The organism is Pseudomonas sp. PS01303, assembly GCF_029959385.1.
GTDB lineage: Bacteria > Pseudomonadota > Gammaproteobacteria > Pseudomonadales > Pseudomonadaceae > Aquipseudomonas > Aquipseudomonas rustica.
The window spans coordinates 1-22,636 of the sequence record NZ_JASCPK010000072.1 but is presented as its reverse complement, the minus strand read 5'-3'; the positions used below and the strand labels follow the sequence as shown (position 1 = coordinate 22,636).

Annotated in this window: 22 protein-coding genes; 16 read left to right on the top strand and 6 right to left on the bottom strand. The window is 57.4% G+C overall.

Annotation, left to right across the window (positions count from 1 at the left end; genetic code table 11):
• The first annotated feature begins 120 nt into the window (after window positions 1–120).
• Window positions 121–975, top strand: coding sequence for a Ku protein (locus QMX93_RS18780; protein WP_282357609.1), 855 nt, complete (start codon window positions 121–123; stop codon window positions 973–975).
• Between the two features lie 148 nt (window positions 976–1,123).
• On the opposite strand, the gene lpxO is transcribed toward QMX93_RS18780, so the two are convergent.
• On the bottom strand, window positions 1,124–2,023 hold the full coding sequence (lpxO, locus tag QMX93_RS18775) for a lipid A hydroxylase LpxO (RefSeq protein ID WP_053120461.1): 900 nt from the start codon (window positions 2,021–2,023) through the stop codon (window positions 1,124–1,126).
• A gap of 380 nt (window positions 2,024–2,403) precedes the next feature.
• On the opposite strand from lpxO, the gene QMX93_RS18770 reads away from it, so the two are divergent.
• Both QMX93_RS18770 and QMX93_RS18765 read left to right on the top strand, forming a co-directional pair.
• Window positions 2,404–3,990, top strand: a complete 1,587-nt coding sequence (locus tag QMX93_RS18770) for an ABC-F family ATPase (protein ID WP_282357608.1) — start codon at window positions 2,404–2,406, stop codon at window positions 3,988–3,990.
• A gap of 280 nt (window positions 3,991–4,270) precedes the next feature.
• A complete protein-coding gene (locus QMX93_RS18765; RefSeq protein WP_282357607.1) occupies window positions 4,271–5,458 on the top strand; it encodes an MFS transporter in 1,188 nt (395 codons plus the stop codon).
• A gap of 96 nt (window positions 5,459–5,554) precedes the next feature.
• Here the strand turns inward: QMX93_RS18765 and QMX93_RS18760 are convergent, their stop codons facing one another.
• Window positions 5,555–6,592, bottom strand: coding sequence for a dienelactone hydrolase (locus QMX93_RS18760; protein ID WP_282357606.1), 1,038 nt, complete (start codon window positions 6,590–6,592; stop codon window positions 5,555–5,557).
• A 237-nt stretch (window positions 6,593–6,829) separates the two neighbouring features.
• Window positions 6,830–7,441 carry an FMN-dependent NADH-azoreductase gene (locus QMX93_RS18755; protein ID WP_053119839.1) on the bottom strand — a complete coding sequence of 204 codons (612 nt, stop codon included), beginning with the start codon at window positions 7,439–7,441 and terminating at the stop codon, window positions 6,830–6,832.
• Window positions 7,442–7,569: 128 nt separating this feature from the next.
• On the opposite strand from QMX93_RS18755, the gene QMX93_RS18750 reads away from it, so the two are divergent.
• Both QMX93_RS18750 and QMX93_RS18745 read left to right on the top strand, forming a co-directional pair.
• Window positions 7,570–8,478, top strand: a complete 909-nt coding sequence (locus QMX93_RS18750) for a LysR substrate-binding domain-containing protein (protein ID WP_282357605.1) — start codon at window positions 7,570–7,572, stop codon at window positions 8,476–8,478.
• Window positions 8,475–8,834 (top strand): MmcQ/YjbR family DNA-binding protein, encoded by a 360-nt coding sequence (locus tag QMX93_RS18745; RefSeq protein WP_159811356.1) that lies wholly within the window; start codon window positions 8,475–8,477, stop codon window positions 8,832–8,834. Before QMX93_RS18750 ends, QMX93_RS18745 begins: the two co-directional genes overlap by 4 nt.
• Before the next feature lie 116 nt (window positions 8,835–8,950).
• Here the strand turns inward: QMX93_RS18745 and QMX93_RS18740 are convergent, their stop codons facing one another.
• Both QMX93_RS18740 and QMX93_RS18735 read right to left on the bottom strand, forming a co-directional pair.
• The gene (locus tag QMX93_RS18740) at window positions 8,951–9,379 is read right to left on the bottom strand and encodes a DUF1294 domain-containing protein (protein WP_282357603.1); all 429 of its coding nucleotides are present in this window, start codon (window positions 9,377–9,379) and stop codon (window positions 8,951–8,953) included.
• Window positions 9,376–10,206: an undecaprenyl-diphosphate phosphatase gene (locus tag QMX93_RS18735; protein ID WP_282357602.1), complete on the bottom strand. Its 831-nt coding sequence runs from the start codon at window positions 10,204–10,206 to the stop codon at window positions 9,376–9,378. The genes QMX93_RS18740 and QMX93_RS18735 overlap by 4 nt, the downstream gene beginning before the upstream one ends.
• Window positions 10,207–10,510: 304 nt before the next feature.
• On the opposite strand from QMX93_RS18735, the gene QMX93_RS18730 reads away from it, so the two are divergent.
• The 9 genes from QMX93_RS18730 to QMX93_RS18690 all read left to right on the top strand — a co-directional run bounded on the left by QMX93_RS18730 (window position 10,511) and on the right by QMX93_RS18690 (window position 18,913).
• Window positions 10,511–12,145 (top strand): methyl-accepting chemotaxis protein, encoded by a 1,635-nt coding sequence (locus tag QMX93_RS18730; RefSeq protein WP_282357601.1) that lies wholly within the window; start codon window positions 10,511–10,513, stop codon window positions 12,143–12,145.
• Between the two features lie 259 nt (window positions 12,146–12,404).
• Window positions 12,405–12,968, top strand: a complete 564-nt coding sequence (gene pnuC, locus QMX93_RS18725; RefSeq protein WP_282357600.1) for a nicotinamide riboside transporter PnuC — start codon at window positions 12,405–12,407, stop codon at window positions 12,966–12,968.
• The gene (locus tag QMX93_RS18720; RefSeq protein ID WP_282357599.1) at window positions 12,965–13,489 is read left to right on the top strand and encodes an AAA family ATPase; all 525 of its coding nucleotides are present in this window, start codon (window positions 12,965–12,967) and stop codon (window positions 13,487–13,489) included. Before pnuC ends, QMX93_RS18720 begins: the two co-directional genes overlap by 4 nt.
• 357 nt (window positions 13,490–13,846) lie before the next feature.
• On the top strand, window positions 13,847–14,296 hold the full coding sequence (locus tag QMX93_RS18715) for a hypothetical protein (RefSeq protein ID WP_282357598.1): 450 nt from the start codon (window positions 13,847–13,849) through the stop codon (window positions 14,294–14,296).
• 1 nt (window position 14,297) lies between these two features.
• Window positions 14,298–14,867, top strand: a complete 570-nt coding sequence (locus tag QMX93_RS18710) for an adhesin (RefSeq protein WP_282357597.1) — start codon at window positions 14,298–14,300, stop codon at window positions 14,865–14,867.
• A gap of 73 nt (window positions 14,868–14,940) precedes the next feature.
• Window positions 14,941–15,951: a hypothetical protein gene (locus tag QMX93_RS18705; RefSeq protein ID WP_053119822.1), complete on the top strand. Its 1,011-nt coding sequence runs from the start codon at window positions 14,941–14,943 to the stop codon at window positions 15,949–15,951.
• 64 nt (window positions 15,952–16,015) lie between these two features.
• Window positions 16,016–16,696, top strand: a complete 681-nt coding sequence (locus QMX93_RS18700) for a C39 family peptidase (RefSeq protein WP_053119820.1) — start codon at window positions 16,016–16,018, stop codon at window positions 16,694–16,696.
• Between the two features lie 45 nt (window positions 16,697–16,741).
• Window positions 16,742–17,551 carry a hypothetical protein gene (locus QMX93_RS18695; protein ID WP_282357596.1) on the top strand — a complete coding sequence of 270 codons (810 nt, stop codon included), beginning with the start codon at window positions 16,742–16,744 and terminating at the stop codon, window positions 17,549–17,551.
• 45 nt (window positions 17,552–17,596) lie between these two features.
• The gene (locus tag QMX93_RS18690) at window positions 17,597–18,913 is read left to right on the top strand and encodes a hypothetical protein (protein WP_159811365.1); all 1,317 of its coding nucleotides are present in this window, start codon (window positions 17,597–17,599) and stop codon (window positions 18,911–18,913) included.
• A gap of 123 nt (window positions 18,914–19,036) precedes the next feature.
• Here QMX93_RS18690 and QMX93_RS18685 read toward each other — a convergent pair whose 3' ends face one another.
• A complete protein-coding gene (locus tag QMX93_RS18685) occupies window positions 19,037–20,362 on the bottom strand; it encodes a sigma-54 dependent transcriptional regulator (protein ID WP_053119813.1) in 1,326 nt (441 codons plus the stop codon).
• Window positions 20,363–20,707: 345 nt separating this feature from the next.
• On the opposite strand from QMX93_RS18685, the gene QMX93_RS18680 reads away from it, so the two are divergent.
• Together QMX93_RS18680 and QMX93_RS18675 are read left to right on the top strand one after the other, a co-directional pair.
• A complete protein-coding gene (locus tag QMX93_RS18680) occupies window positions 20,708–20,974 on the top strand; it encodes a hypothetical protein (RefSeq protein ID WP_053119811.1) in 267 nt (88 codons plus the stop codon).
• Window positions 20,975–21,259: 285 nt separating this feature from the next.
• The gene (locus tag QMX93_RS18675; protein WP_282357595.1) at window positions 21,260–22,549 is read left to right on the top strand and encodes a hypothetical protein; all 1,290 of its coding nucleotides are present in this window, start codon (window positions 21,260–21,262) and stop codon (window positions 22,547–22,549) included.
• Window positions 22,550–22,636 lie beyond the last annotated feature (87 nt).

Genomic DNA, 22,636 nt, shown 5'->3' with positions numbered 1-22,636 from the left:
GTCACAGGCTTTAAACAACATGTAACCAGACACGACCGCTTGCCCCTGAGCCCGCGCAATCACTGGAAACTTTCACGCTGGGCCGCAGGTCACCTGATCATCACTTGGGAGATCATCACCATGGCTCGGGCAATCTGGAAAGGCGCGATCAGTTTTGGACTGGTTCACATCCCCGTCGCGCTGGTTTCAGCGACATCGTCCCAAGGCGTGGACTTTGACTGGCTCGACAGCCGCAGCATGGATCCGGTGGGCTACAAACGGGTTAACAAGGTCACCGGTAAAGAGGTCACCAAAGAAAATATCGTCAAAGGTGTGGCCTATGAAAAAGGTCGTTACGTAGTGCTCAGCGAAGAGGAAATCCGTTCGGCGCACCCGGTTTCTACGCAAACCATTGATATCTTTTCTTTTGTTGATGCCGAGCAGATTCCCCTGCAAAACATCGACACACCTTACTACTTGGCGCCCGACAAACGAGGCGGCAAGGTGTATGCGCTGCTTCGGGAGACGCTGAGCAAAACCAACAAGGTCGCCCTTGCCCGCGTCGTTTTACACACACGTCAGTACCTGGCGGCGCTGATGCCACTGGAGTCAGCGCTGGTGTTGGTGAAGCTACGCTGGCCGCAGGAGGTGCGCAGCCTCGATACGCTAGAGCTTGGGAGTGAAGTGACCAAGCCGCAACTGGCCAAGGGTGAACTGGACATGGCCAAACGGCTTGTGCAGGACATGAGCGCGGACTGGAAGCCTGAAGATTACAACGACGAGTTTGAAGACAAGATCATGGCGCTGGTGGAGAAGAAAGCCCATGAAGGCAAGATCGAGGATGTCGAAACGGTGGGTGGCGAGGAAGAGCGTAAAACGGCCGATGTGATCGATTTGACGGAGCTGCTGAAACGCAGTCTGGGCGGGAAAGCGGCGGCGAAGCCGAAGGCCAAAGCCACGCCAGCGAAGAAAACGAAGAAAGCGTCAGCCAACTGACAGGCTGCTTTTGCGAGAGTCATTCAACCCAGCCAGACAAACGCCATGTAGGAGCTGCGGCACGCTGCGATCTTTTGACTTTGAAGTGTGTAAAAAACAAGATCAAAAGATCGCAGCCTCGTTGCACTCGACAGCTCCTACAGGAGGATCAGATCAGGATAAAGATCGCCAACAAGCTACCGAAGATCGCCCACTTTTCCATGTAGTACAGCTTGCGATTACGTTTTTTCAGCTCTTTACCACGCAGACGAATCTTGTAGATCCTGGCAAACAGACGGTTGATGCCGCCAGTCCGGTCACCGGCATCGTTCGGCGCACCCGCCGCGGACATAACGTTACGGCTGAACCAGCCGTTAAACGCCGCCGCCCAGCGATATTTCATCGGACGCTCGATGTCGCAGAACAGGATGATGCGGTTCTTATCAGTGGTGTTTTCCGCGTAGTGAATGAACGTTTCGTCGAACATCACCGCTTCACCGTCACGCCAGTGGTAGTTTTCGCCATCGACGTTGATGTAGCAACCAGCATCATTTGGCGTATCGAGACCCAAGTGATAACGGTAAGAACCGGCGTACGGATCACGGTGGCGCACCAGTTTCGAGCCCGGTGGCAGTTCGGCAAACATCGCCGCTTTGATCGAGCCGATGCTTTGCACCAGTTCGGTGGTACGCGGGCACAGTTTCATCGCCGACGGATGGCTGTCGCCGTACCACTTCAGGTAGAAGCGCTTCCAGCCGGTCTTGAAGAACGAATTGAAGCCGACATCGTTGTACTGATCCGAGCGTTTGATCTCGCCGGCACGCAGCAGATTCTGGCCTTCTTCACGGATTTCCTGCCAATGTTCCTGCAACGGACTCAGATCGGGAAACTCCGACGGATCCAGATAAGGTTTGTTCGGTTTTTTCGAAAACAGATAGAGGAAGCAGTTGATCGGCGCGAGAAACGACGAATGATCGCTCAGTTGGCGACCCAATTTGTGCCGCACCCGTCCACGAAGATGAACGTATGCAATGGAAATGACATAAATAGCAGCAATGATGAGTTTCACGGAAATCGTCACATGTCAGTAGTGAACAAACTGCGCGCCTGAAGGCCTCTGGCCCGGCGTCTGATGCAGTGGTCGGATTACAAATGGCACGTCCCTGAGCCCGCGCCGTTGAAGGCCGCTGGGTGAATGGATGGCATTTTAGCCACACTTTGTATCCGATAGTGAACCTGTAAGTGTTAAAAACTGTCCCGGGTGCGCGCCAATCAGCGGTCATGGCGTGTTCGCCCTATCGTTAAGAGCGCCAGACCAGTACAATTGCCGCCAAACTTTACGCGCCCCCCTTGGTTGATGCCGGGACTTTCCCGCCTCAGCGCACTTTGACTCGGGCCAAGCGCTCCGGCCGCACCCTCGCTACTCAGAATGCTTCGCAGGAATAACTCTTGATCTCTACAGCTAACATCACGATGCAGTTCGGCGCCAAGCCGCTGTTCGAAAACGTTTCGGTCAAATTCGGCGCGGGTAACCGCTACGGCCTGATCGGCGCCAACGGTTGCGGCAAGTCGACCTTTATGAAAATCCTCGGCGGTGATCTCGATCCGTCCGGTGGTCAGGTCATGCTTGAGCCGAACGTACGCCTGGGTAAGTTGCGTCAGGATCAGTTCGCCTACGAAGAATTCACCGTGATCGACACCGTGATCATGGGTCACGAAGAGCTGTGGAAGGTCAAGGCCGAGCGCGACCGCATCTACTCGCTGCCGGAAATGAGCGAAGAAGACGGCATGGCCGTGGCCGAGCTGGAAACCGAATTCGCCGAGATGGACGGTTACACCGCCGAATCCCGTGCCGGTGAATTGCTGCTGGGTCTGGGTATCGGCATCGAGCAGCACTTCGGCCCGATGAGCGAAGTGTCGCCAGGCTGGAAGTTGCGTGTGTTGCTGGCTCAGGCACTGTTTTCCGATCCGGAAGTGCTGTTGCTCGACGAACCGACCAACCACCTGGACATCAACACCATTCGCTGGCTGGAAAACATCCTGACCCAGCGTAACAGCCTGATGATCATCATCTCTCACGACCGTCACTTCCTGAACAGCGTGTGCACGCACATGGCTGACCTGGATTACGGCGAGCTGCGCCTGTTCCCGGGCAACTACGACGAGTACATGACTGTGGCGACCCAGTCCCGCGAGCAACTGCTGTCGGACAACGCCAAGAAGAAAGCACAGATTTCCGAGCTGCAATCGTTCGTTAGCCGCTTCTCGGCCAACGCCTCGAAAGCGAAGCAGGCGACTTCCCGCGCCAAGGCGATCGACAAGATCCAACTGGCCGAGGTCAAGCCTTCGAGCCGCGTGAGCCCGTTCATCCGCTTCGATCAGAACAAGAAGCTGCACCGCCAGGCAGTCATCGTCGAGAAGATGGCCAAAGGCTTCGACGGCAAACCTCTGTTCAAAGATTTCAGCTTCCAGGTTGAAGCCGGCGAGCGCGTCGCGATCATCGGCCCGAACGGTATCGGTAAAACCACCCTGCTGCGCACTCTGGTCAACGAACTGACCCCGGATGCCGGTAGCGTCAAGTGGACCGACGCCGCTGAACTGGGCTACTACGCTCAGGATCACGCGCACGACTTCGAAGACGATGTCACCCTGTTCGACTGGATGGGTCAGTGGACTCAAGGCGAGCAGATGATTCGCGGTACTTTGGGCCGCATGCTGTTCTCCAACGACGAGATCCTCAAGTCGGTCAAAGTGATTTCCGGTGGTGAGCAAGGTCGCATGCTGTTCGGCAAGCTGATATTGCAGAAGCCGAACGTGCTGATCATGGACGAACCGACCAACCACTTGGACATGGAATCGATCGAGGCGCTGAACCTGGCGCTGGAAAACTACCCGGGCACGCTGGTTTTCGTCAGCCACGACCGTGAGTTCGTATCGTCCCTGGCCACGCGCATCATCGAGCTGAGCCCGAATGGCGTGACTGACTTCAGCGGCACCTACGATGACTACCTGCGTAGCCAGGGTGTGGTGTTCTAAAAGCGGCTTCGAGGTTTGAGCTGCTAGTTGCAAGTTAAAGGCCCTGTCCATGTGACGGGGCTTTTTGTATTTCGATGGCAAGTCATTTGTTGGTACGGAAACCATCGCGAGCAGGCTCACTCCTACAGGGGAACGCATTTCAAATGTAGGAGTGAGCCTGCTCGCGAAGGGGCCGTCAGCAGCGCCATCAACCCAAGGATAAATAGTTAGCCTGCTTCCTTTTATCCCTCACCCACGCCATCATGCGAACTCTCCCACCGCCGCCCGCGAACGAGTCCTCATGTCTGCGCAGCAACTGCCACCGCAAAGCTCCATGGCGATCACCCTGCAGATCGTTTCCATCGTTTTCTATACCTTTATTGCCTTCCTCTGCATCGGTCTGCCGATCGCGGTGTTGCCCGGTTACGTCCACGAGCAACTGGGTTTCAGCGCAATCATTGCCGGGCTGGTCATCGGTTCACAGTACCTGGCCACTCTGCTCAGCCGCCCGATGGCCGGGCGCATGTCGGACACCATCGGCACCAAACGGGCGATCGTGTATGGCTTGCTAGGGATTGTGCTGAGTGGCGTGCTCACCCTGATTTCGACGCTGTTGCAAAGTTTTCCACTGACCAGCCTGCTGATTCTGATTCTCGGGCGTTTGCTGTTGGGCGTCGCGCAGGGCCTGATCGGTGTCGGCACGATCAGTTGGTGCATGGGCCAGGTCGGCGTCGAACACACGGCAAAATCGATTGGCTGGAACGGCATCGCCTCGTATGGCGCGATTGCGATTGGCGCGCCGCTGGGCGTGGTGATGGTCGCTGAATATGGTTTCGCCAGTCTCGGGATTGCGCTATCGGTATTGGCCGCCAGCGCGCTGCTGTTGATCCGCAACAAACCTTCGGTACCGGTGATTCGTGGCGAACGTCTGCCGTTCTGGGCAGTGTTCGGGCGCATTGCCCCGTTCGGCGCAAGCCTGACCTTGGCGTCGATCGGTTACGGCACGCTGACCACGTTTATCACGCTTTATTACCTCAACCGTGGCTGGAGTGGCGCGGCGTACTGCCTGACGGTGTTTGGCGTGTGCTTCATTCTGTCGCGACTGCTGTTTATCTCAGCGATCAGTCGGTTCGGCGGTTTTACCTCGGCGATTGCCTGCATGACCATCGAGACTGTGGGACTGGTGATGTTGTGGCTCGCGCCCTCCACCGCGTTCGCCTTGATTGGCGCCGGGTTGGCGGGGTTTGGCCTGTCGCTGGTGTATCCGGCGCTGGGGGTTGAGGCGATCAAGCGCGTGCCGAGTTCCAGCCGAGGTTCGGGGTTGGGGGCTTATGCAGTGTTCTTCGATCTGGCGTTGGCGATTGCCGGGCCATTGATGGGCGCGGTGGCGTTGAATCTGGGCTATTCGTGGATTTTCTTCAGTGCGGCGCTACTGTCGGTGATCGGGTTGGGGCTGACCCTACTGCTTAAACGCCGAGCTATGGGCTGAATCAAGATCAAAAGATCGCAGCCTTCGGCAGCTCCTACAAGGGAATACCCTCTCATGTAGGAGTTGCCGAAGGCTGCGATCTTTTGATCTATCGAGCTACTGATCTGCGGTCTGCATCCCCGCCCGCGTCGGCTTACCCAGCGCATGCGAGAAAAACCGGCCAGCCTCGGAGATGAGGTTGCGGTGAATATCCTCTCGATCCACGCCATCAGCATCGGTACACAACGCCGGCATCGCCATGAGCTGCTCTTCAGTGCACGGCGCCATAAACACAAAGTGCCCTGCCCCGGCCAGCAACTTGAAGTCCGGCGCGGTCGGCAGTTTGCGCGCCAGCGCTGCGGCGTTTTTGTCGAAAGCCACCAGTTTGTCGCCATCACCGCTATAAAGAAGCACCGGCACGTGCACGTCGGCCAAGGTATGACGGCCGAATTTAAGACTCAGCGGCGCCATTAACAGCAAGGCATGTACGCGCGGATCGGCGACAGGCTGCAAATCATCGCGATCCACAATTAACTCGCCCTTTGTATTACAGGCATCGCGATCGTCAGGACGCTCTTGGCAGTAGCGACGCAAGCGATCCAGATCCGGCTGCGCCCCCGAAAGGATCAGCGCGGTCTCACCGCCTGCCGAATAGCCGATCACCCCGACCTGATCGGCGTTGACGAATGGCGCAAGCATTGGGTCGCCAAGCGTGGCGGTAATCGCTTCGGATATCTGGATCGGCCGCCCGTAGAGGTTGCTGAGGGTACCGAGCCGGCTGTGATCCTTGGAGTTGTCGCCAGGGTGAATAACCGCTACGACGACGAAGCCTTTACGCGCCAGTGAGGTCGCGAGGTCATGCAATGCGAGCGGCGTCCCGGTGTTGCCATGGGACAACATCAGCATGGGAAAACGGCCAATGGCGATTTTGGTGTCTTCACCCGCCTCGACTGTGTAGCCCTCAAGCAGCGCGGTGTGCTCGCGATCGCTGGAAGGATAGAAGGCGATGGCGCGCATCGGTTGCAGATCCAGTGGATCAAGGAACGTCATCTCGTGGTAGCCGACGCTCCAGCGTGGATGCAACCCGGGGGCGGCGTGCACTGTATTCAGGCTGCCTAGCAGGCAAATCAGTAACGTTGCACAAAGACGCATCATCGGATGCCCCACCCTGTTGTTACTCAATCGAAAGATCCGCCGTGTTGCGAAGGCCGAAGCGCCGAGGATTCGGCCTTAGGCGATGGCAATACACTCAGACGCTGTTCGTTTAACTGCATAACCCGGGCCAGATTATGTAACAGCCAGAAACAAAAAACTCCGTATTTGGCCCTTGCAGAACCAGAATACAGAGTTTTTTGGGTGTTACCTGAACAACAGCTGTTCTTTACGCAAGCCTTACGCAGCGGCGAACAGTTGCTCGCTGATTTTCGCTTGAGCGGCGGTCATCGCGTTGTTGCGCACTTCGTCGCCGTACGCCAGACCTTCAGCGCGAACGATTTCGATGTCGGTGATGCCGAGGAAGCCCAGCACCAGCTTCAAGTAGTCTTCGTGAGCAACTCCGCTCGCTTGACCGGCGTGGATGCCGCCAGCGGTGGACACGATCACGACTTTCTTGCCACCGCAGAGGCCTTCAGGGCCGGCTTCGGTGTAACGGAAAGTCTGGCCGGCAACGGCGATGCGGTCGATCCAGGCTTTGAGTTGGGTTGGCACGGTGAAGTTGTACATCGGTGCGGCGATGACGATCGCGTCAGCAGCGATGAATTCGGCCAGGGTGGTCGCGCTCAGGTCGGCTTCGTGCTGTTGTGCGGCGTTGCGCAGTTCAGCGGTGGTGCCGGCGGCAACCAGGGTGGTCGACGAGAAGTGGCTGATGGCGTCAGCGGCCAGGTCGCGGTAAGTGACCACGGCGCTCGGCTCGGCGGCTTGCCAGGCTTTGGTGACTTGGCTGCTCAACTGACGGGAAGCCGAGTTGTCGCCCAGAATGCTCGAATCGATATGCAGCAGTTTCATGCGGAATCTCCTGGAATGAATCGCCTGTGGCGACTGAATGGAGACAATCCTACGCAAGAAACCAATGGATGATTAGCCGCCGACAATGCGATAGTTTGTCCCACTGATAGAACAGTTGGATTTCCCTGATGCAAGATCTCAACGATCTCTACTATTTCGCCAAAGTCGTCGAGGCCGGTGGCTTTGCGGCGGCGGGCCGTTTGCTGGGCATTCCCAAGTCACGACTGTCGCGGCGTATTGCCGAACTCGAAGAGCGACTCGGCGCGCGTCTGCTGCAGCGCACCACACGCCAGCTCAATCTCACTGCGGTCGGCGAGCGTTATCTGCGCCACTGTCAGGCGATGTTGCTGGAAGCGGAAATGGCTGACGAGGCCGTGGCGAGCATGTCCAGCGAACCGCGCGGGCGATTGCGCGTGTCGTGCCCTACCGGGTTGGCCCATGAAATGTTGCCGATGGTCATCAGCGACTTTCTCGGCAAATTTCCGCAGGTACAACTGGAAGTGGTGCTGCTCAATCGCCGGGTGGATCTGGTCACCGAAGGGATTGATGTCGCGTTGCGCGTCAGAGAACTGGGTGACGAAGATCCGCTGCTGGTGACCCGACGCCTGCGTCAGGCGCAAATGGTGGTGATCGCCAGCCCGGCTTTTCTTGAAGGCAAGACGATCGAGCATCCGCAAGACCTGAAAAATCTGCCGGTGCTCGGCGCGCTGGAAGCTGATCGCATGGTGCATGTGCGCTTGCTCGATCAACACGGCAAGAGCTTCGAGCTGAGTATGGAGGCACGGCTGGGGATTGACGATTTTGTGGTGCGCAAGGCCTGCGTACTGGCCGGTCACGGCTTTACGCTGTTGCCGATGATGTATTGCGAAACCGAACTGCAAAACGGCACCCTGGTGCAGATGCTGCCGGAGTGGTCGCTGCCCGGCGGCTGGCTGCAAGCGGTGTACCCGCATCGCCGAGGGGTGATGCCGGCGGTGCGCGCGTGGATCGATCATCTGGTCGAGTCGTTCAATGCCTGTGGGGAGCGGTTGCTATGACGAAAGGAAAAATGAGCGAAGCGGACGTCGCCGCGTTTTGCCTGGGCCTGCCCGGTGCTCGGGAAGATTACAAATGGGGCGGCGTGCGCGTGTTCTCGATTGCCGGCAACAAGATGTTTGCCTTGCAGGGACTGCGCGGTGATTCGTTGGCGTTCAAGGTCGACAAGGATCTGTTCCTCGGCCATTGCGACCGCCCGGGGATTCACCCGGCGCCCTATCTGGCGCGGGCGCAGTGGATCATCATGCACCCGCCCTACCCGCTGGGCGCTGAGGAACTGCGCGGATTGTTGCAGCGTTCGCACCAGTTGGTAGTAAGCAAACTGCCCAAGAAAACCCAGATCGGCCTACTGCTGTAAACCCAACCCCCTGTAGGAGCTGCCGAAGGCTGCGATCTTTGGACTTTGATATTAAAAAAGCAAAATCAAAAGATCGCAGCCTTCGGCAGCTCCTACAGGGGGGAGTCGGTATTTGTTTAGAACAGGGCCAACAGGTTCGAGCCGAGGAATATCTGGTCGATCCAGAACACCTGATGCAGCGCAACGATCATCCAGAACAGCACCTGAAACGACACCTTGCGCGTCTTGTGCCGCAACACTTGCTGGGCGATCAACGCACCCGGCCAGCCGCCGGCCAGTTCCACGGCGTGAAGGATGTTCTCCGGCGTGCGCCATGCATCGGCGCGGGCCTTGCGTTTATCTGCCCAGTACAGAAAAAACGCCAGCACGCTGACAATCCCGTACGCCGCCAAAGGCACCAGCGAGATCCCGCGCAGCCACATCGACAACGAGCCGAACAACGGCAACGCGAGAACGATCAGCAGCACCACCAGTTTCAATTTCAGATGCTGAATGTTGCCGCCCGAAGGTCGCCCTTCCGGCCGGCGTGCGCGGGAATCACTCATGGCTTGGCTGCCGACCAGTCCACCCAGCCAAACTGCCAGGTCGCCAGAATCACCAGACCGAAGACGATCCGATACCAGGCGAACGCCGCGTAGCTGTGGCTGGCGATGAACTTGAGCAAGCCTTTCACCGCGATCATGGCGAAGATGAAGGCGGTGACAAAACCAATGGCGAACACTGGAAAGTCCGCCGGCACAAACAAGTGGCGGTACTTGAAGCCCGAGTAAACCGCTGCACCGACCATGGTTGGCATGGCGAGGAAGAACGAGAACTCGGTTGCGGTTTTGCGCGACAGACCGAAAAGCAAACCACCGATGATCGTCGAGCCGGAGCGCGAAGTACCTGGAATCATTGCCAGACACTGGGCGAAACCGATTTTCAAGGCGTCCGTCCAGCGAATCTCATCGACCGTTTCGGCATGCACTTCATGCTGACGCTTTTCCGCCCACAACATGATGATGCCGCCAATGACCAGAGCCGCCGCAACGGTGATCGGGTTGAACAGGTACTCGTGGATCAGGTCGGCAAAAATCACCCCCAATACCACTGCCGGCAAGAAAGCGATCAGCAGATTAGCGGTAAAACGCCGCGCGCTCGGCTGGGTCGGTAAACCGATGACCACGTCGAGAATCTTGCGGCGAAACTCCCAGACCACCGCGAGGATCGCGCCGAGCTGGATGATGATATTGAACGCCATGGCCCGTTCGCCGCCGAAGTTGAGCAAGTCGGCAACGATGATCTGGTGTCCGGTACTGGAAATGGGCAAAAACTCCGTCAGCCCCTCTACAACTCCAAGTATCAGTGCCTGCAAGGCGGTCCAAAGATCCATCAATCCCCCAAAGAGCGATGCACGACGGCATGCCCCGATAATGTTTTTTTACGTTCACTGCGATCAGCGTAGCTGTTTATGGCTGTACCGATTCCGCGCGCACAGGATCCACACGAAATGGTCAAAATTCCGTGAAATATCAACTTGGATTCAGGTTTTTACGCGCGGGGCCGAAATCCTATCAGACAAGCCGTAAAAGCGCTGCCGCGTTATACGACTTGGCTCGCGTAGGCCGCATCACCGAATCGTGGTTGGATGCTGGCGATGGTTTATGACAATAAAAAGAACCCGGAGTGACCGCGTTATGAACAGCTTGCGCAGTGTGTCGATCAGCCGACGCTTGTGGCTCATCTTGGTGGTAGCGGTGGTGATGTTGTTGACCTTGGGTGCGTTGATGCTCAAGCAGATCCACGCCGACCTCTATCACGCCAAAGCCCAGAAAACCCAGCATGTGGTGCAAACCGCCAGCGGCCTGCTGACCTATTACCACGATCTGGAAACCGCCGGCACCCTGAGCAAAGAGGCCGCGCAGAAGCAGGCGCTGACTGCGATACGCGGCCTGCGCTATGACCAGAGCGATTATTTCTGGATCAATGACCTCACGCCCGTGATGGTCATGCACCCGACCAACCCCAAACTTGAAGGCCAGAACCTTTCGGCAATCCGCGATCCGGACGGTTTTGCGGTGTTTAACGAGATGGTCGCCATCGCCAAAGCCAAGGGCGCCGGCATGGTGGATTACCGTTGGCCAAAACCCGGTGCCAGCGAACCTGTGGCCAAGACTTCGTACGTCAAACTGTTCGAGCCGTGGGGCTGGGTGCTTGGCTCCGGCGTGTATATCGACGATGTGCAAGCCGAATTTCAGGGCCAGGTGATCAAAGCCTCGGCGATTGGTCTGGCGATTGCCGTGATCATGGCGCTGCTGGTGATTCTGATCGCGCGCAGCATCGTGCGGCCGTTGCAGGAAACCGTGAATGCCATGGCCAATATCGCCAGCGGCGAAAGCGATTTGACCCGCAGTCTCGATACCCACGGTCAGGACGAAGTCACTGAGCTGGCGCACCACTTCAACGCCTTCACGGCCAAGCTGCGTAGGGTGATCGGCGACTTGCAGGTCTCGGCCAGTGCGCTCGGGGTGTCGTCCAGCGAACTGGGCAACGATGCCTCGCAGGCGCAGCAACGCAGTCAGCAGCAATCGCAGCAAATGGAGTTGGTGGCCACCGCGATCAACGAGGTGACCTACGGCGTGCAGGACGTGGCGAAAAACGCAGAGCACGCGGCCGCGGAAATGCGCGACGCCGAAGCGCAGGCACAACAGGGACAGATCAATATCGATGGCAGCTTGCAACAGATCGACAAGCTGTCAGGGACGATTGATCAGGCGGTTGAAGTGATTCGCACATTGGCTGCTGAGAGCACGCAGATTGGCAGTGTGCTGGAAGTGATTCGTTCGATTGCCGAGCAGACCAATCTACTCGCGCTCAACGCTGCTATCGAAGCGGCACGTGCTGGTGAACAGGGTCGCGGTTTTGCGGTGGTGGCGGATGAGGTTCGATTGCTCGCGCAACGGACGCAGAAGTCGACGGCGGAAATTCAGACGATGATTGAGCGTTTGCAGAGTCATTCCGAAGCCGCCGTTAAGGTGATTGGCGACAGCAGCAAGGCTTCGCAGCTGACCATTGAGCAAGCAGGACTGGCCGGGGCCAGTTTGAGTGCGATTGGCCAGGCACTGCGCAATCTCAACGGTTTGAATGCGTCGATCGCCAGCGCCACGCTGCAACAGGCGCATGTGGTTGAAGACATCAACCAGAACGTGACGCAAGCGGCCGGGCTATCGCACAGCACGGCGTTGGCGGCGGAACAGTCGAGTGTGGCCAGCGTACGGCTTGCGCAACTCAGCGAACAACTGAACGGCTTGCTGCGCCAATTCCGTGTCTAACCCCCCAATTGCCTGTGGAACACTAATCCTGTGGTGAGGGGATTTATCCTCGTTGGAGTGCGCAGCGCTCCCAAACCCGGCAACCGCGGTCTTCCAAGTAGAACGCGTTCTGCGGTTTTGCGACGGCTGCGCCGCCGAACGGGGATAAATCCCCTCGCCACAGGGAAATTTGTTGCCAACAGTGCGTGTGCGGTAGCTAACGCCCCTTAGCCGTCTCTGGGTACAATCCGCCCCCCTTCAACTCCCCCAAGGAAGACTCATGTCCGGGCTCGAACTGTTTGCCGCCGCTCTCGGTGTGATTGCCGTGTGGCTGACGGTTAAACAGAATCCGCTGTGCTGGCCGATCGGGCTGGTCATGGTGTTGCTCTACAGCTGGATCTTCTTTGAGGTGAAGCTGTATTCGGACATGTTGCTGCAAGTGATCTACGCCGCCCTGCAAGTCTACGGTTGGTGGCAGTGGACGCGGGCCGGGACGATGCATGACGGGCGTCTGGTCACCCGCCTCGATCAGCGTTCGATTCTGTTGGGGCTGGGTGTCGGCGCGGTTGGCAGTCTGTTGCTGGGCGCGGCGATGGCGCACTGGACGGATGCCGCGCAACCTTGGCTCGACGCAGCACTCACCGGTTTTAGCCTGGTCGCGCAGTTGTGGATGGCGCAGAAACGTCTGCAATGCTGGGCGCTGTGGTTTGTGCTGGACGTGATTTTTGTCGGGTTGTTCATCTATAAAGGCCTGTACCTCACCGCTGCGCTGTACGCCTTGTTCACCCTGATCGCCGTGCAAGGCTGGCGTGAATGGCGGGCTGATCCGGCGTTGCGCACTTGAAAGTCGTGGTGCTCACCGGCCCTGAATCGACGGGCAAGAGCTGGCTCGCTGCTGGCCTGCAAAAACAGTTCGGCGGGGTTCGGGTGGATGAGTACGTGCGCCGGTTCATCGAAGATAATCCGCGCGATACTTGTCTGGCTGACATTCCCGCGATCGCCCGTGGCCAGTTGCAATGGGAAGACGAGGCGCGCGCGCAGCGGCCAGCGCTGCTGATTCTCGACACCCACCTGTTGAGCAATATCCTCTGGAGTCAGACGCTGTTCGGTGATTGTCCGGACTGGCTGGAGCCCGAGCTGTTGGCGCGGCATTACGATCTGCACCTGTTGCTGTCCCCTGAGCAGATCGACTGGACGGATGACGGTCAGCGCTGCCAACCGGATCTGCATGAACGTCTGATGTTCTTTCGAGCCACACAAAACTGGCTGGAAAAACACCAGCAGCCCTTTCAAATCATTCAAGGCAATTGGGCCGAGCGAAAGGCGCAAGCCGTAGCCGCGGTCGCACATCTATTTGCTGACTGATCATCGACCTGGGGCTTTTGCCCCACTAATTCACCCTGTTTTGGGGGAATTGTGTCCGTTTCTGAAACACTCGCCCGAGTGCAAAGTGGCCGTTTCAACGCCCTTCATCGTTTTGTCATGCCGCTTGTTACGCGGATGAAACACATCCCCGCAAACCCTTGTTCCAGAGCTTTGTTCAGCGAACAGACAGGTCTTCTTGCCAAGCACTGTTTCAGCGATGAAACATCACGTGTTTCAGCCCTGCGAACTTTTCCGATAACCCATTGAAAAACCGTCTTTTTTAAAAAGCGGCACAGCTTTCGCTCTCTCCTTCCCAACGCTGACTAGGGCCAGCCCACTGAAGAAGGAATTGCCGCCGTGGGGAATATCAAAAAAGGTTTCACCTGCCTGGTGCTGATCGGATCTGCAGCCAGCACATTCATCAGTTTCAACGCTCAGGCCGAAGGCAACGGCGTGATTGTGCTCAATCGCGATGTGCAGGTTCATTCGATCGGCCGCGAGAGGGGCAAAGACCCCTACCCAACCACCGTCAACGCCAACCCTTCGGCACGCGTCAATCAGGCCGTGAACAGCGGTGAACTCAGCGATGGCGAGTTTGCCAGCGTCGCCAGCGGTTCCTCCATCAGCGGCAACATCATGAATCAGAACGGTGCGCTGCCCGGTACCAACGTCATCACCAATCCCAACGGTTTGCCCGGCATGAGTGCCGGTCACGGTGGCGGCAGCGGCGGCAGCATTTCCAACACCATCAATCGCTCTCTAAGCACCGGTCTCGCCCCGCTGACCCGCATGGCTGGAGGCCAATGAGATGAATCGCACTCTACTCATTCTGGCCCTGCTCAGCTGCACCAGCGCCATGGCCGACTCCAGCAACAACAACGCAGACATTCAGAACACCGGCATCCAATACAAAGGTAACTACAACGTTAACCAGGCCGCCGGCGACCAGATGCAACAAACCAACACCAAAGCAATCGCCATCGGCACCAGTGCCAGCGCATCGACCAGCGTGATTCAGCGCATCGACACCCCGGCCGAACGCTCGGCCAATGCCAGCGCGAACATCGGCGGCAACTCTTTCAGTAATGGTAACGGGATTCTGGGCGTGAACCAGGGTGCCGGGGCCAACAACCAAATGGCCAACGTGACGCGCGTCAGCATCAGTGCTGCCCCGCAGAGTGTTGACGATAGCGCCCTTTCGCAACAGAACGTGGCGTTGTTACCGAGCTCAGGAGCAACTGGTACCTCAATCGGCAGTCGCCAGGTCACGACGAGTGATCAGGCCTTCACCGGCAGCCGCGGGGTAATCCAGGTGAACCAGAGTGCTGGGGTGGGGAACCGAATGGCTAACACCCTGAGCATCCGGGTCGCAGACTGACCCAAACAATAAAAGCTGTGCAATTAGAAAGTACCAACACTTAACCAACTAATAAGCACGATGGAGAAACACCATGAAACCTACAATGGCTCTCAAACCACTGGTTTTCGCACTTGCAGCAGTGATGGCAATCGCAGCACAGGCAGGCGGTCGTGATGACGATCACGGTCATGGTAACGGCGGCCACAATAACGGTGGTCATAACAATCAACCAAAAGGCCCTACTCTCGAAGAGCTTCTGCAAATCGGGGCCGGCGCTGGGGCTGCTGTACTTGATTCGCAAAACAGCGATAGCAACATCGTTGGCAACCAGGGCACTAAAAACAATGCCACTGTCGATAACTCGGCGAACGGTTCCAACGGCAACCTGGGCATGAACAACACCGCCGGCGACGGCAACCAGCAAGACAACGCTGCTGCACTGGCCACTGCTGACGAAAGCTTCATCTTTGGCACCGCCGTTGCTGTTTCCAGCGCTACCCAGGTTAACAACAACAACGCTGTGGCTAACGCCTCGACGACCAACAATGCAAGCTTGAACAATGTGGGTAACGGCGGTTCCGGCAACATTGGCATCAACAACAGTGCCGGCAACTTCAACCAACAGAAAAACAACCTGGCAATTGCTGTATCGGGTGGCCGTGTAGCGAATGCTGCCGCTGCAGCCAACCAAAGCTCCACCGGTCTGACTGTGGCCAACTCCGCCACTCAAACCTACAAAACCACTACCCTCACCGGTACTGTCGCCGCTCTTGGCGCGTTCGGTGCAGTTGGCGAAGCAACCATCAAAGGCGATAGCGGTCACGGCGGTGGCGGCTATGACGATCGTGGCCACGGTGGCAACGGTGGTAGCAAAGATCAGAAAGCTACCTTCGAAGCTGTGGGTGTCTTCGGTCTGGCTGGCGTAACCACTCAACAAGTGATGACTCCAGACGGCTGGAAAAACCCTGTGACCAACAATGCCACCCTGAGCAATGTTGGCAACAACTTCTCCGGCAACGCTGGTTTCAACAACGCCGCAGGTGTTGGCAACCAACAAAGCAACTCGCTGTCCATCGCCGCAGGTTGCAAAGCCTGCATGTAATCGCGATCGAACTGAAAGCCCCGGCAACGGGGCTTTTCCTTCAGTCCGCCAAGGCGTATCGATCATGCGTAAAACTGCCCTTATCGCTTTGCTTTGCCTGTCTGGCTTGAGCCAGGCCGCGCAAATGCCAGTGGCCGCCCTCCCCGGTGGCGTACTCATTTACAAGGATGTGCAGAGCATTCGTGAGCGCAAGTTTGCCGACATCGTCGAACAGAAAACCGACTTCAGCTGCGGCGCTGCTGCACTGGCGACGGTGTTACGCCAGGCCTATTGGCTCGACGTCGATGAGGAGCACATCATCAAAGGCATGCTGGTCAACGCTGACCAGGACCTTGTCCGTACTCAAGGTTTTTCCATGCTCGACATGAAGCGCTACATAGAAAGCATCGGCATGCGCGCCAGGGGCTACAAGATTCCACCGGAGAAGCTCGACGCAGTAACAATCCCGGTGGTAGTACTGATGGAAATTCGCGGCTACAAGCATTTCGTCGTGCTACAGCGTTCGGATAAGGATTGGGTTTACATCGGAGACCCGGTGCTGGGACACAAACGCTATAAACATGATGATTTTGTCAAAGGTTGGAACGGCATCGTCTTCGCCATTGTGGGCCCCGGTTATGACAAGGCAAACGCACTACGCAGCCCACCGGTACCGCTGACCGCGAAGAACAAGCTGGATGGCTTCAACCCTGTCAAAGATGCTGAATTGATGGACTTCGGATTCATTCAGAGCGACTTCTTTTAATCGCCGCTTATAAAAAAATGGGACTGGATGTCCCGGGAGCAGCAGATGAAAACCTCATACTGGCTGGCCGCCGCCTGCCTGGCCGCGAGTGCGTCAGGCTATGCCAATGCAGGATTTAAACCCATCGAAATAAAAGATCAGGAGCTCTCTGAGCTGCGTGGTCGGTATGTCATGCCGGGGCGGATTATCAGCTTCGGCATTGTTATGAGCAGTACCTGGCGCAACGCCAGTGGCGATCTGATCGGTGCAGCCGCCTCGATGCAGATCCAGCAATCCACGATCAAACCCGAATTCTATGTTTCGACCATCAAAGAGGCGGGCAATATCGTCAATTCGGCGCAGAACGCCGTCGCCAGCGCCAACAATGGCGGCGCCGCCCCAACGACCCAACCGACCCAACAACAAGGCACCGGCACCATCATTGGTGGCGCAGCCTTGAATACCAGCCAGGGCGTAACGCAAAGCGTGCGCGCAGCCGGTGATGACAATACCGCTTACAACAACGTTGCGATCAACGTCAAAGAAGCCAGCCAAGCCCCGGCCATTACGCCTTCCCAAGGACAAGCTCTGGTCGCAGGCCAGACCATCACCGGCAGCAACGCCGCCGGCAATGTCGCGGTTTCCGCCACCGGCGGTGGCGTGCAAATGGCAATTCAGGCCAGCGGCAACCAGGGCGCTGCTCTGCAACAGGTTGCCCAGAGCGGACTGCTGCAGAACACCCGTTTGCTGGGCAGTTCGAACGTGGTCAATAACATGACTCAACTCAACGTTGTGTTGAACAATAACGGCATGAGTGCCGGCGCACTGGATTGCAACCTGACTCAACTCAGGGCCCTACGCAACATAGGATATTGAACTACGCTGAGTCTCGATCATTGGGCTTAAAGGGACGGCTTTTTCATGTATCGATCAGTATCACTGCGTGCTGCTGTATGTCTGAGTACGCTTCTCCCGGCGGCAATGTTGCAAGCTGCACCTGACGCCGATGTAGAAGCGCTAAAACAAGAACTGATGGAACTCAAGCAACGATACGAAGTGCAACAAAAAGCCCTGGCGGTCCTTGAACAACGTGTCCGCCAGGTCGAAGACCAACCCGCTGCGCCGCAACCCAAACGCCTGGTGAAATCGCCGGCCGACCTCAGAACTCAAAAAGTGGCGGCCGCAACAGGAACTGGTGCAGCAGCCGCGTCGGGGGGCGCAGCCGGAGGGGGCACGGGCAGTTCTTATGGCCAATCGCTGGCCGATGATTCGCAACCCGCGCAATCGGTCTCCAACCTGTACGACGAGGCCAGTGGTTTCTTCGGTGGCGGTCGTTTCAGCGTTGAAACCGGCATCACCTATTCGCGTTACGACACTCGTCAACTGGCGCTCAATGGCTTCCTGGCGCTGGATTCGATCTTTCTCGGCAGCATCAACCTTGACCGGATCAAGGCTGATACCTGGACCCTTGACCTGACGGCACGCTACAACTACAACAACCGTTGGCAGTTCGATATCAACGCTCCAGTCATTTACCGCGACTCGACTTACCAGTCCGGCGGTGCGCAAGGCGGCGCATCGGGCGCCCTCAGTGAACAGGATGTCACTCAGGATCCGACCCTGGGCGATGTCAACGCAGGTATTGCCTACAAATTCCTCGACGAATCGCCGAACCTGCCGGATGCGGTGGTGACGTTGCGCGTAAAAGCGCCAACCGGCAAAGACCCGTTCGGGATCAAGCTGCGTCAGGCCCCGGGCGACAACACCAACCTGTTCGTGCCTGACAGCCTGCCGACCGGTAACGGTGTCTGGTCGATCACGCCGGGCATCTCGCTGGTGAAAACCTTCGACCCTGCCGTGCTCTTTGGTAGCTTGTCCTACACCCACAACTTCGAAGATTCGTTTGACGACATCAGTCCACGGGTCAACGAGAAAATTGGCGGTAAAGTGCAACTGGGCGACAGCTTCCAGATCGGCGCCGGTGTAGCGTTTGCGTTGAACGAGAAGATGAGTATGTCGTTCTCGGTCTCTGATCTGGTGCAACGCAAGAGCAAGATCAAACAGGATGGCGGCGATTGGGAGTCGGTTGTCTCCAGTGACGCCAACGCCGGTTACTTCAACATCGGTATGACCATTGCGGCCACCGACAACTTGACGATCGTGCCTAACCTGTCCATCGGCATGACCGAAGATGCGCCGGACTTTTCCTTCAGCCTAAAATTCCCGTATTACTTCTAACTACAGAAATCTGTAGGAGCAGAGCTTGCTCGCGAAGGCGTCAGCACATTCAATTTTGATGTTGAATGTACCGGCCTCTTCGCGAGCAAGCTCGGCTCCTACAGAAGGCTGCGATCTTTTGATTTAACGAATTTGATGTTTGTGCAGTAACCGGTAGAACGTAGGTCGCGAAACGCCCAGCACTTTTGCCGCCACACTCAAGTTGTCGCTGTGCCGATTCAATACATCGCACAAGGCCTGGCGTTCGGCGCGGGTTTTATAGTCTTCCAGGGTGCCCATCGGCGTGGCGATCGACTGCTGGCTGATCAAACCCAGATCTCGCGCTTCAATCTGTCGCCCTTCGGCCAGCACCAAACCACGACGAACGCGGTTGGCCAGTTCGCGCACATTGCCCGGCCAGTCGTGTTTGCCCATCGCAATCAGCGCGTCTTCACTGAAACTGCGCGGTCGCCGACCGGTTTCGTGGCTGTAGAAATGCGAGAAGTGGTTGGCCAGCATCGACAGATCGCCATGACGCTCGCGCAATGGCGCTGTGACTACTTGCAACACATTCAGCCGGTAATACAAATCCTCACGGAAACGCTTTTTCTCGATCGCCGACTCCAGATCGACGTGGGTCGCGGCCAATACCCGAACATCCACGGGGATCGGCTGACTGCCGCCGACCCGTTCAATGTGTTTTTCCTGGAGAAAACGCAGCAGATTGGCTTGCAGTTCCAGCGGCAGATCGCCGATTTCATCGAGGAACAGCGTGCCACCGTTGGCCGCTTCGATGCGCCCCACCTTGCGTTGATGAGCGCCGGTAAACGCGCCCTTCTCATGACCGAACAATTCTGACTGGATCAAATGTTCAGGGATCGCCCCGCAGTTGATCGCTACAAAAGGTTTGCTGTGCCGCTGCGATTGGCGATGCAGGGTGCGCGCCACCAGCTCTTTGCCCGTGCCGCTTTCGCCACGGATCAGTACCGGCGACTCGGTCGGCGCCAGTTTGCTGAGCAATTTGCGCAATTCGCGAATCGGTCGACTGTCACCGAGCAACTCATGCTCTGGTTGATCGACGTGGATCGTGCCCTGCCCGCGCAGGCGCGCCATGCCGAACGCGCGACCAAGGGTGACCTGCACCCGCGAGACGTCGAACGGCAAGGTATGAAAATCGAAAAACCATTCGCAAACGAAGTCGCCAACGTTCTGTAAACGCAGGACTTCCTGATTCAGCACGGCGATCCATTCAGTACCGCTGCGGCTGATCAGTTCTTTGACGGCTTCGGGGCGTTCGAGGTGAAACGGCTGCAAGCGCAGCAAACCAACATCACAACTTCGGTCAGCGGCGTTTTCCAAAGTACAGCTGTCGACATCCCAACCTATCGCACGTAAACCGGGCAACAGGCGATGACAATCGTCGCAAGGATCGACGACCAATAAACGTCTTAATGCAGGCGCTTCGCTCATGACTGTTCCTTGGCGCCAAATTATAAGAAATGATTGTAAAAACAGTCATTTGGCAGACCTGGCTGTAACATTAGCAAGATTTTGACAGCGCCTTGTATCGATTGCTTATAGAGATACAAGCGAACCAGTTATAAGAAGCGAAGTTGTTAGTCAGCTATCGACTTTGAATCTTTCAGCCAGCTTTCAATAGCTGTCGACAAACTGAGTATATGAAAGAAAGTTGAAATTTCTTTGTTTCAGGTGTGACCTGCCACCGGGTTGCGTGCATCAGTACAAGTAACCAGCCGAACGGTAAGCCCAACCGACGGCACATCACTTGATTGGGCACGACAGAGAGAAGACCCCATGACCGCCCCGCTCCGTATCAACGAAGCTCTTTTGATTGCCAACCACGCGTTCAAACCTTTCCAGTGCGTGGCTTGGGCCCCACAAGACGGCAATGGCGAAGTCAGCCTGACCGTCATCGACCGCACCAACAATCACATTGGTCGCAAACAGATTTCCAGCAGTGACTATTCGGATCCGGCACAACTTGAATTGGTCTTGCAGCAAGCTCGCGCACAATTGAGCGAAGAAGGTTACGAGCTGCAATCGTGGTCGATGCCGCACTGAGCAGAGGGCATTGCGGATGACTTCAATGTCATCCGCCCTCTTCTTTGTTAGTTGCCCTGTTGTTTTAACCCCCGCGTACTTTTTTACATCGCTAAGCAACGAAACCAGGCACAACTGCTTGGCAGGCTTGCATTTGGTTCAAAAAGACACTGTTTCGGCACAGTGCGACCCTCCGCCTGTTAGTTATCACCGTTGTACTTATTGGTTATCAGGGATTGAATGTTCCGCTCATGCAGTTACCCACCCGGTTCCCGGGTTATGGTCAACTCGCAAGGAGATGCGTGCATGTTCAGCTCGAATGCTTTTGCGCTGGCAACCCCCATAAATAAAGTCGGACATCTTGATCAGACATTCGCTGCGACCGGCGTGGCGCAGGTTTATTTCGCCGGCAGCCTGTCGAGCATGACGCAAGGCGTGGCACTTGATCAGCAAGGTCGTGTATTGGTCGCCGCAAAAATCGGCACCGCTCATGGCAGCCGGTTTGGCCTGGCGCGATTGCTGGCCGATGGTTCTGCCGATCTTGGGTTCGGTCATCAGGGCAGCGTCATCGGCGAGTTCGCCGCCGGCTTCGAGGCCGCTGCCAGCAAGGTGCTGGCGCTGCCGGACGGCCGAATCCTGCTCGCCGGCCTGCATTATGAAAGCGCCCATCAAACCCTTCCCGCCCTTGCCTGCTTCGATGCCCACGGTCAGCCAGACCCGACCTTCGGCGACAATGGCCGGCAAGTCGTGCGCCTGGCGGGCAATCTGTCCATGGGCTCGCGCGATACCTGGCTACCGCCGGGCGTGCCCGGGGCCGAAGCCTGCGACTTCGCTGTGCAGGATGACGGGCACATCCTGCTGATCGCCAACCACCATTTCGAACTGGCCGATCACGCCGGCATGCTGATTCGCCTCAACCCCGACGGCAGTCTCGACGACACGTTCAACGGTCGCGGCTTCGTCATGATCCGTCACCTATTGCTCAATACCTGGCTCAGCAGCCTGCTGTTGCAGGAGGACGGGCGGATCGTGGTGGCCGGTTCGATCGACTTTCCGCAGGAAGGCTTGCTCGCGCGCTATCTGCCCGACGGCGGTCTGGATGAACGTTTTGCGGTGGACGGTTTTATGGCGTTCAAGGCTCAGGGGCGAAGCGCGCAGGTCAGCCAGGTGATTGAATCGGCGGAACACCTGCATTGTTTCGGCAGCAGCCGTGATCCGATTCGCTGCGTGGCATTGTCGCTGCACCATAACGGCCGCCCGGATCTGCACAGCCATGACGGTTTGGCGCAGTTGCTGGAAATCGGCCCGAGCGGCTGCCAGTGGAGCGCTGCGCAACGCATGGCGGACGGCCGCATGATCGCAGTTGGCGCGACCATCGGCGGCGTTGAAGCGGATTTTATCGTCGCGCGCTATTTGGCTGACGGCAACCTCGACCCAAGTTTCGGCGATGGCTGCGGCTGGCTGCGCACACGCTTGGGACGCAGCCTCGACACCGCCAACTCACTGGCCCTGCAAGCCGATGGCGGGATTCTGGTCGGCGGTTATTCACTGGATGGCAACTACCGGGCAATGGTCGCGCGCTACCTCAACCCATAACGGGCTGCAGGACGGTCGACCTGTAGGAGCTGTCGAGTGAAACGAGGCTGCGATCTTTAAAGTCAAAAGATCGCAGCCCCGTTTCAC

Bases quoted from the DNA above. Each gene is read 5' to 3' on its own strand.
- QMX93_RS18675 (WP_282357595.1), top strand. From the start codon at position 21,260: ATGTTCAGCTCGAATGCTTTTGCGCTGGCAACCCCCATAAATAAAGTC.
- QMX93_RS18680 (WP_053119811.1), top strand. From the start codon at position 20,708: ATGACCGCCCCGCTCCGTATCAACGAAGCTCTTTTGATTGCCAACCAC.
- QMX93_RS18765 (WP_282357607.1), top strand. From the start codon at position 4,271: ATGTCTGCGCAGCAACTGCCACCGCAAAGCTCCATGGCGATCACCCTG.
- pnuC (WP_282357600.1), top strand. From the start codon at position 12,405: ATGTCCGGGCTCGAACTGTTTGCCGCCGCTCTCGGTGTGATTGCCGTG.
- QMX93_RS18685 (WP_053119813.1), bottom strand. From the start codon at position 20,362: ATGAGCGAAGCGCCTGCATTAAGACGTTTATTGGTCGTCGATCCTTGC.
- QMX93_RS18690 (WP_159811365.1), top strand. From the start codon at position 17,597: ATGTATCGATCAGTATCACTGCGTGCTGCTGTATGTCTGAGTACGCTT.
- QMX93_RS18705 (WP_053119822.1), top strand. From the start codon at position 14,941: ATGAAACCTACAATGGCTCTCAAACCACTGGTTTTCGCACTTGCAGCA.
- QMX93_RS18700 (WP_053119820.1), top strand. From the start codon at position 16,016: ATGCGTAAAACTGCCCTTATCGCTTTGCTTTGCCTGTCTGGCTTGAGC.
- QMX93_RS18695 (WP_282357596.1), top strand. From the start codon at position 16,742: ATGAAAACCTCATACTGGCTGGCCGCCGCCTGCCTGGCCGCGAGTGCG.
- QMX93_RS18760 (WP_282357606.1), bottom strand. From the start codon at position 6,592: ATGATGCGTCTTTGTGCAACGTTACTGATTTGCCTGCTAGGCAGCCTG.
- QMX93_RS18735 (WP_282357602.1), bottom strand. From the start codon at position 10,206: ATGGATCTTTGGACCGCCTTGCAGGCACTGATACTTGGAGTTGTAGAG.
- QMX93_RS18780 (WP_282357609.1), top strand. From the start codon at position 121: ATGGCTCGGGCAATCTGGAAAGGCGCGATCAGTTTTGGACTGGTTCAC.
- QMX93_RS18710 (WP_282357597.1), top strand. From the start codon at position 14,298: ATGAATCGCACTCTACTCATTCTGGCCCTGCTCAGCTGCACCAGCGCC.
- QMX93_RS18750 (WP_282357605.1), top strand. From the start codon at position 7,570: ATGCAAGATCTCAACGATCTCTACTATTTCGCCAAAGTCGTCGAGGCC.
- QMX93_RS18755 (WP_053119839.1), bottom strand. From the start codon at position 7,441: ATGAAACTGCTGCATATCGATTCGAGCATTCTGGGCGACAACTCGGCT.
- QMX93_RS18740 (WP_282357603.1), bottom strand. From the start codon at position 9,379: ATGAGTGATTCCCGCGCACGCCGGCCGGAAGGGCGACCTTCGGGCGGC.
- QMX93_RS18730 (WP_282357601.1), top strand. From the start codon at position 10,511: ATGAACAGCTTGCGCAGTGTGTCGATCAGCCGACGCTTGTGGCTCATC.
- QMX93_RS18745 (WP_159811356.1), top strand. From the start codon at position 8,475: ATGACGAAAGGAAAAATGAGCGAAGCGGACGTCGCCGCGTTTTGCCTG.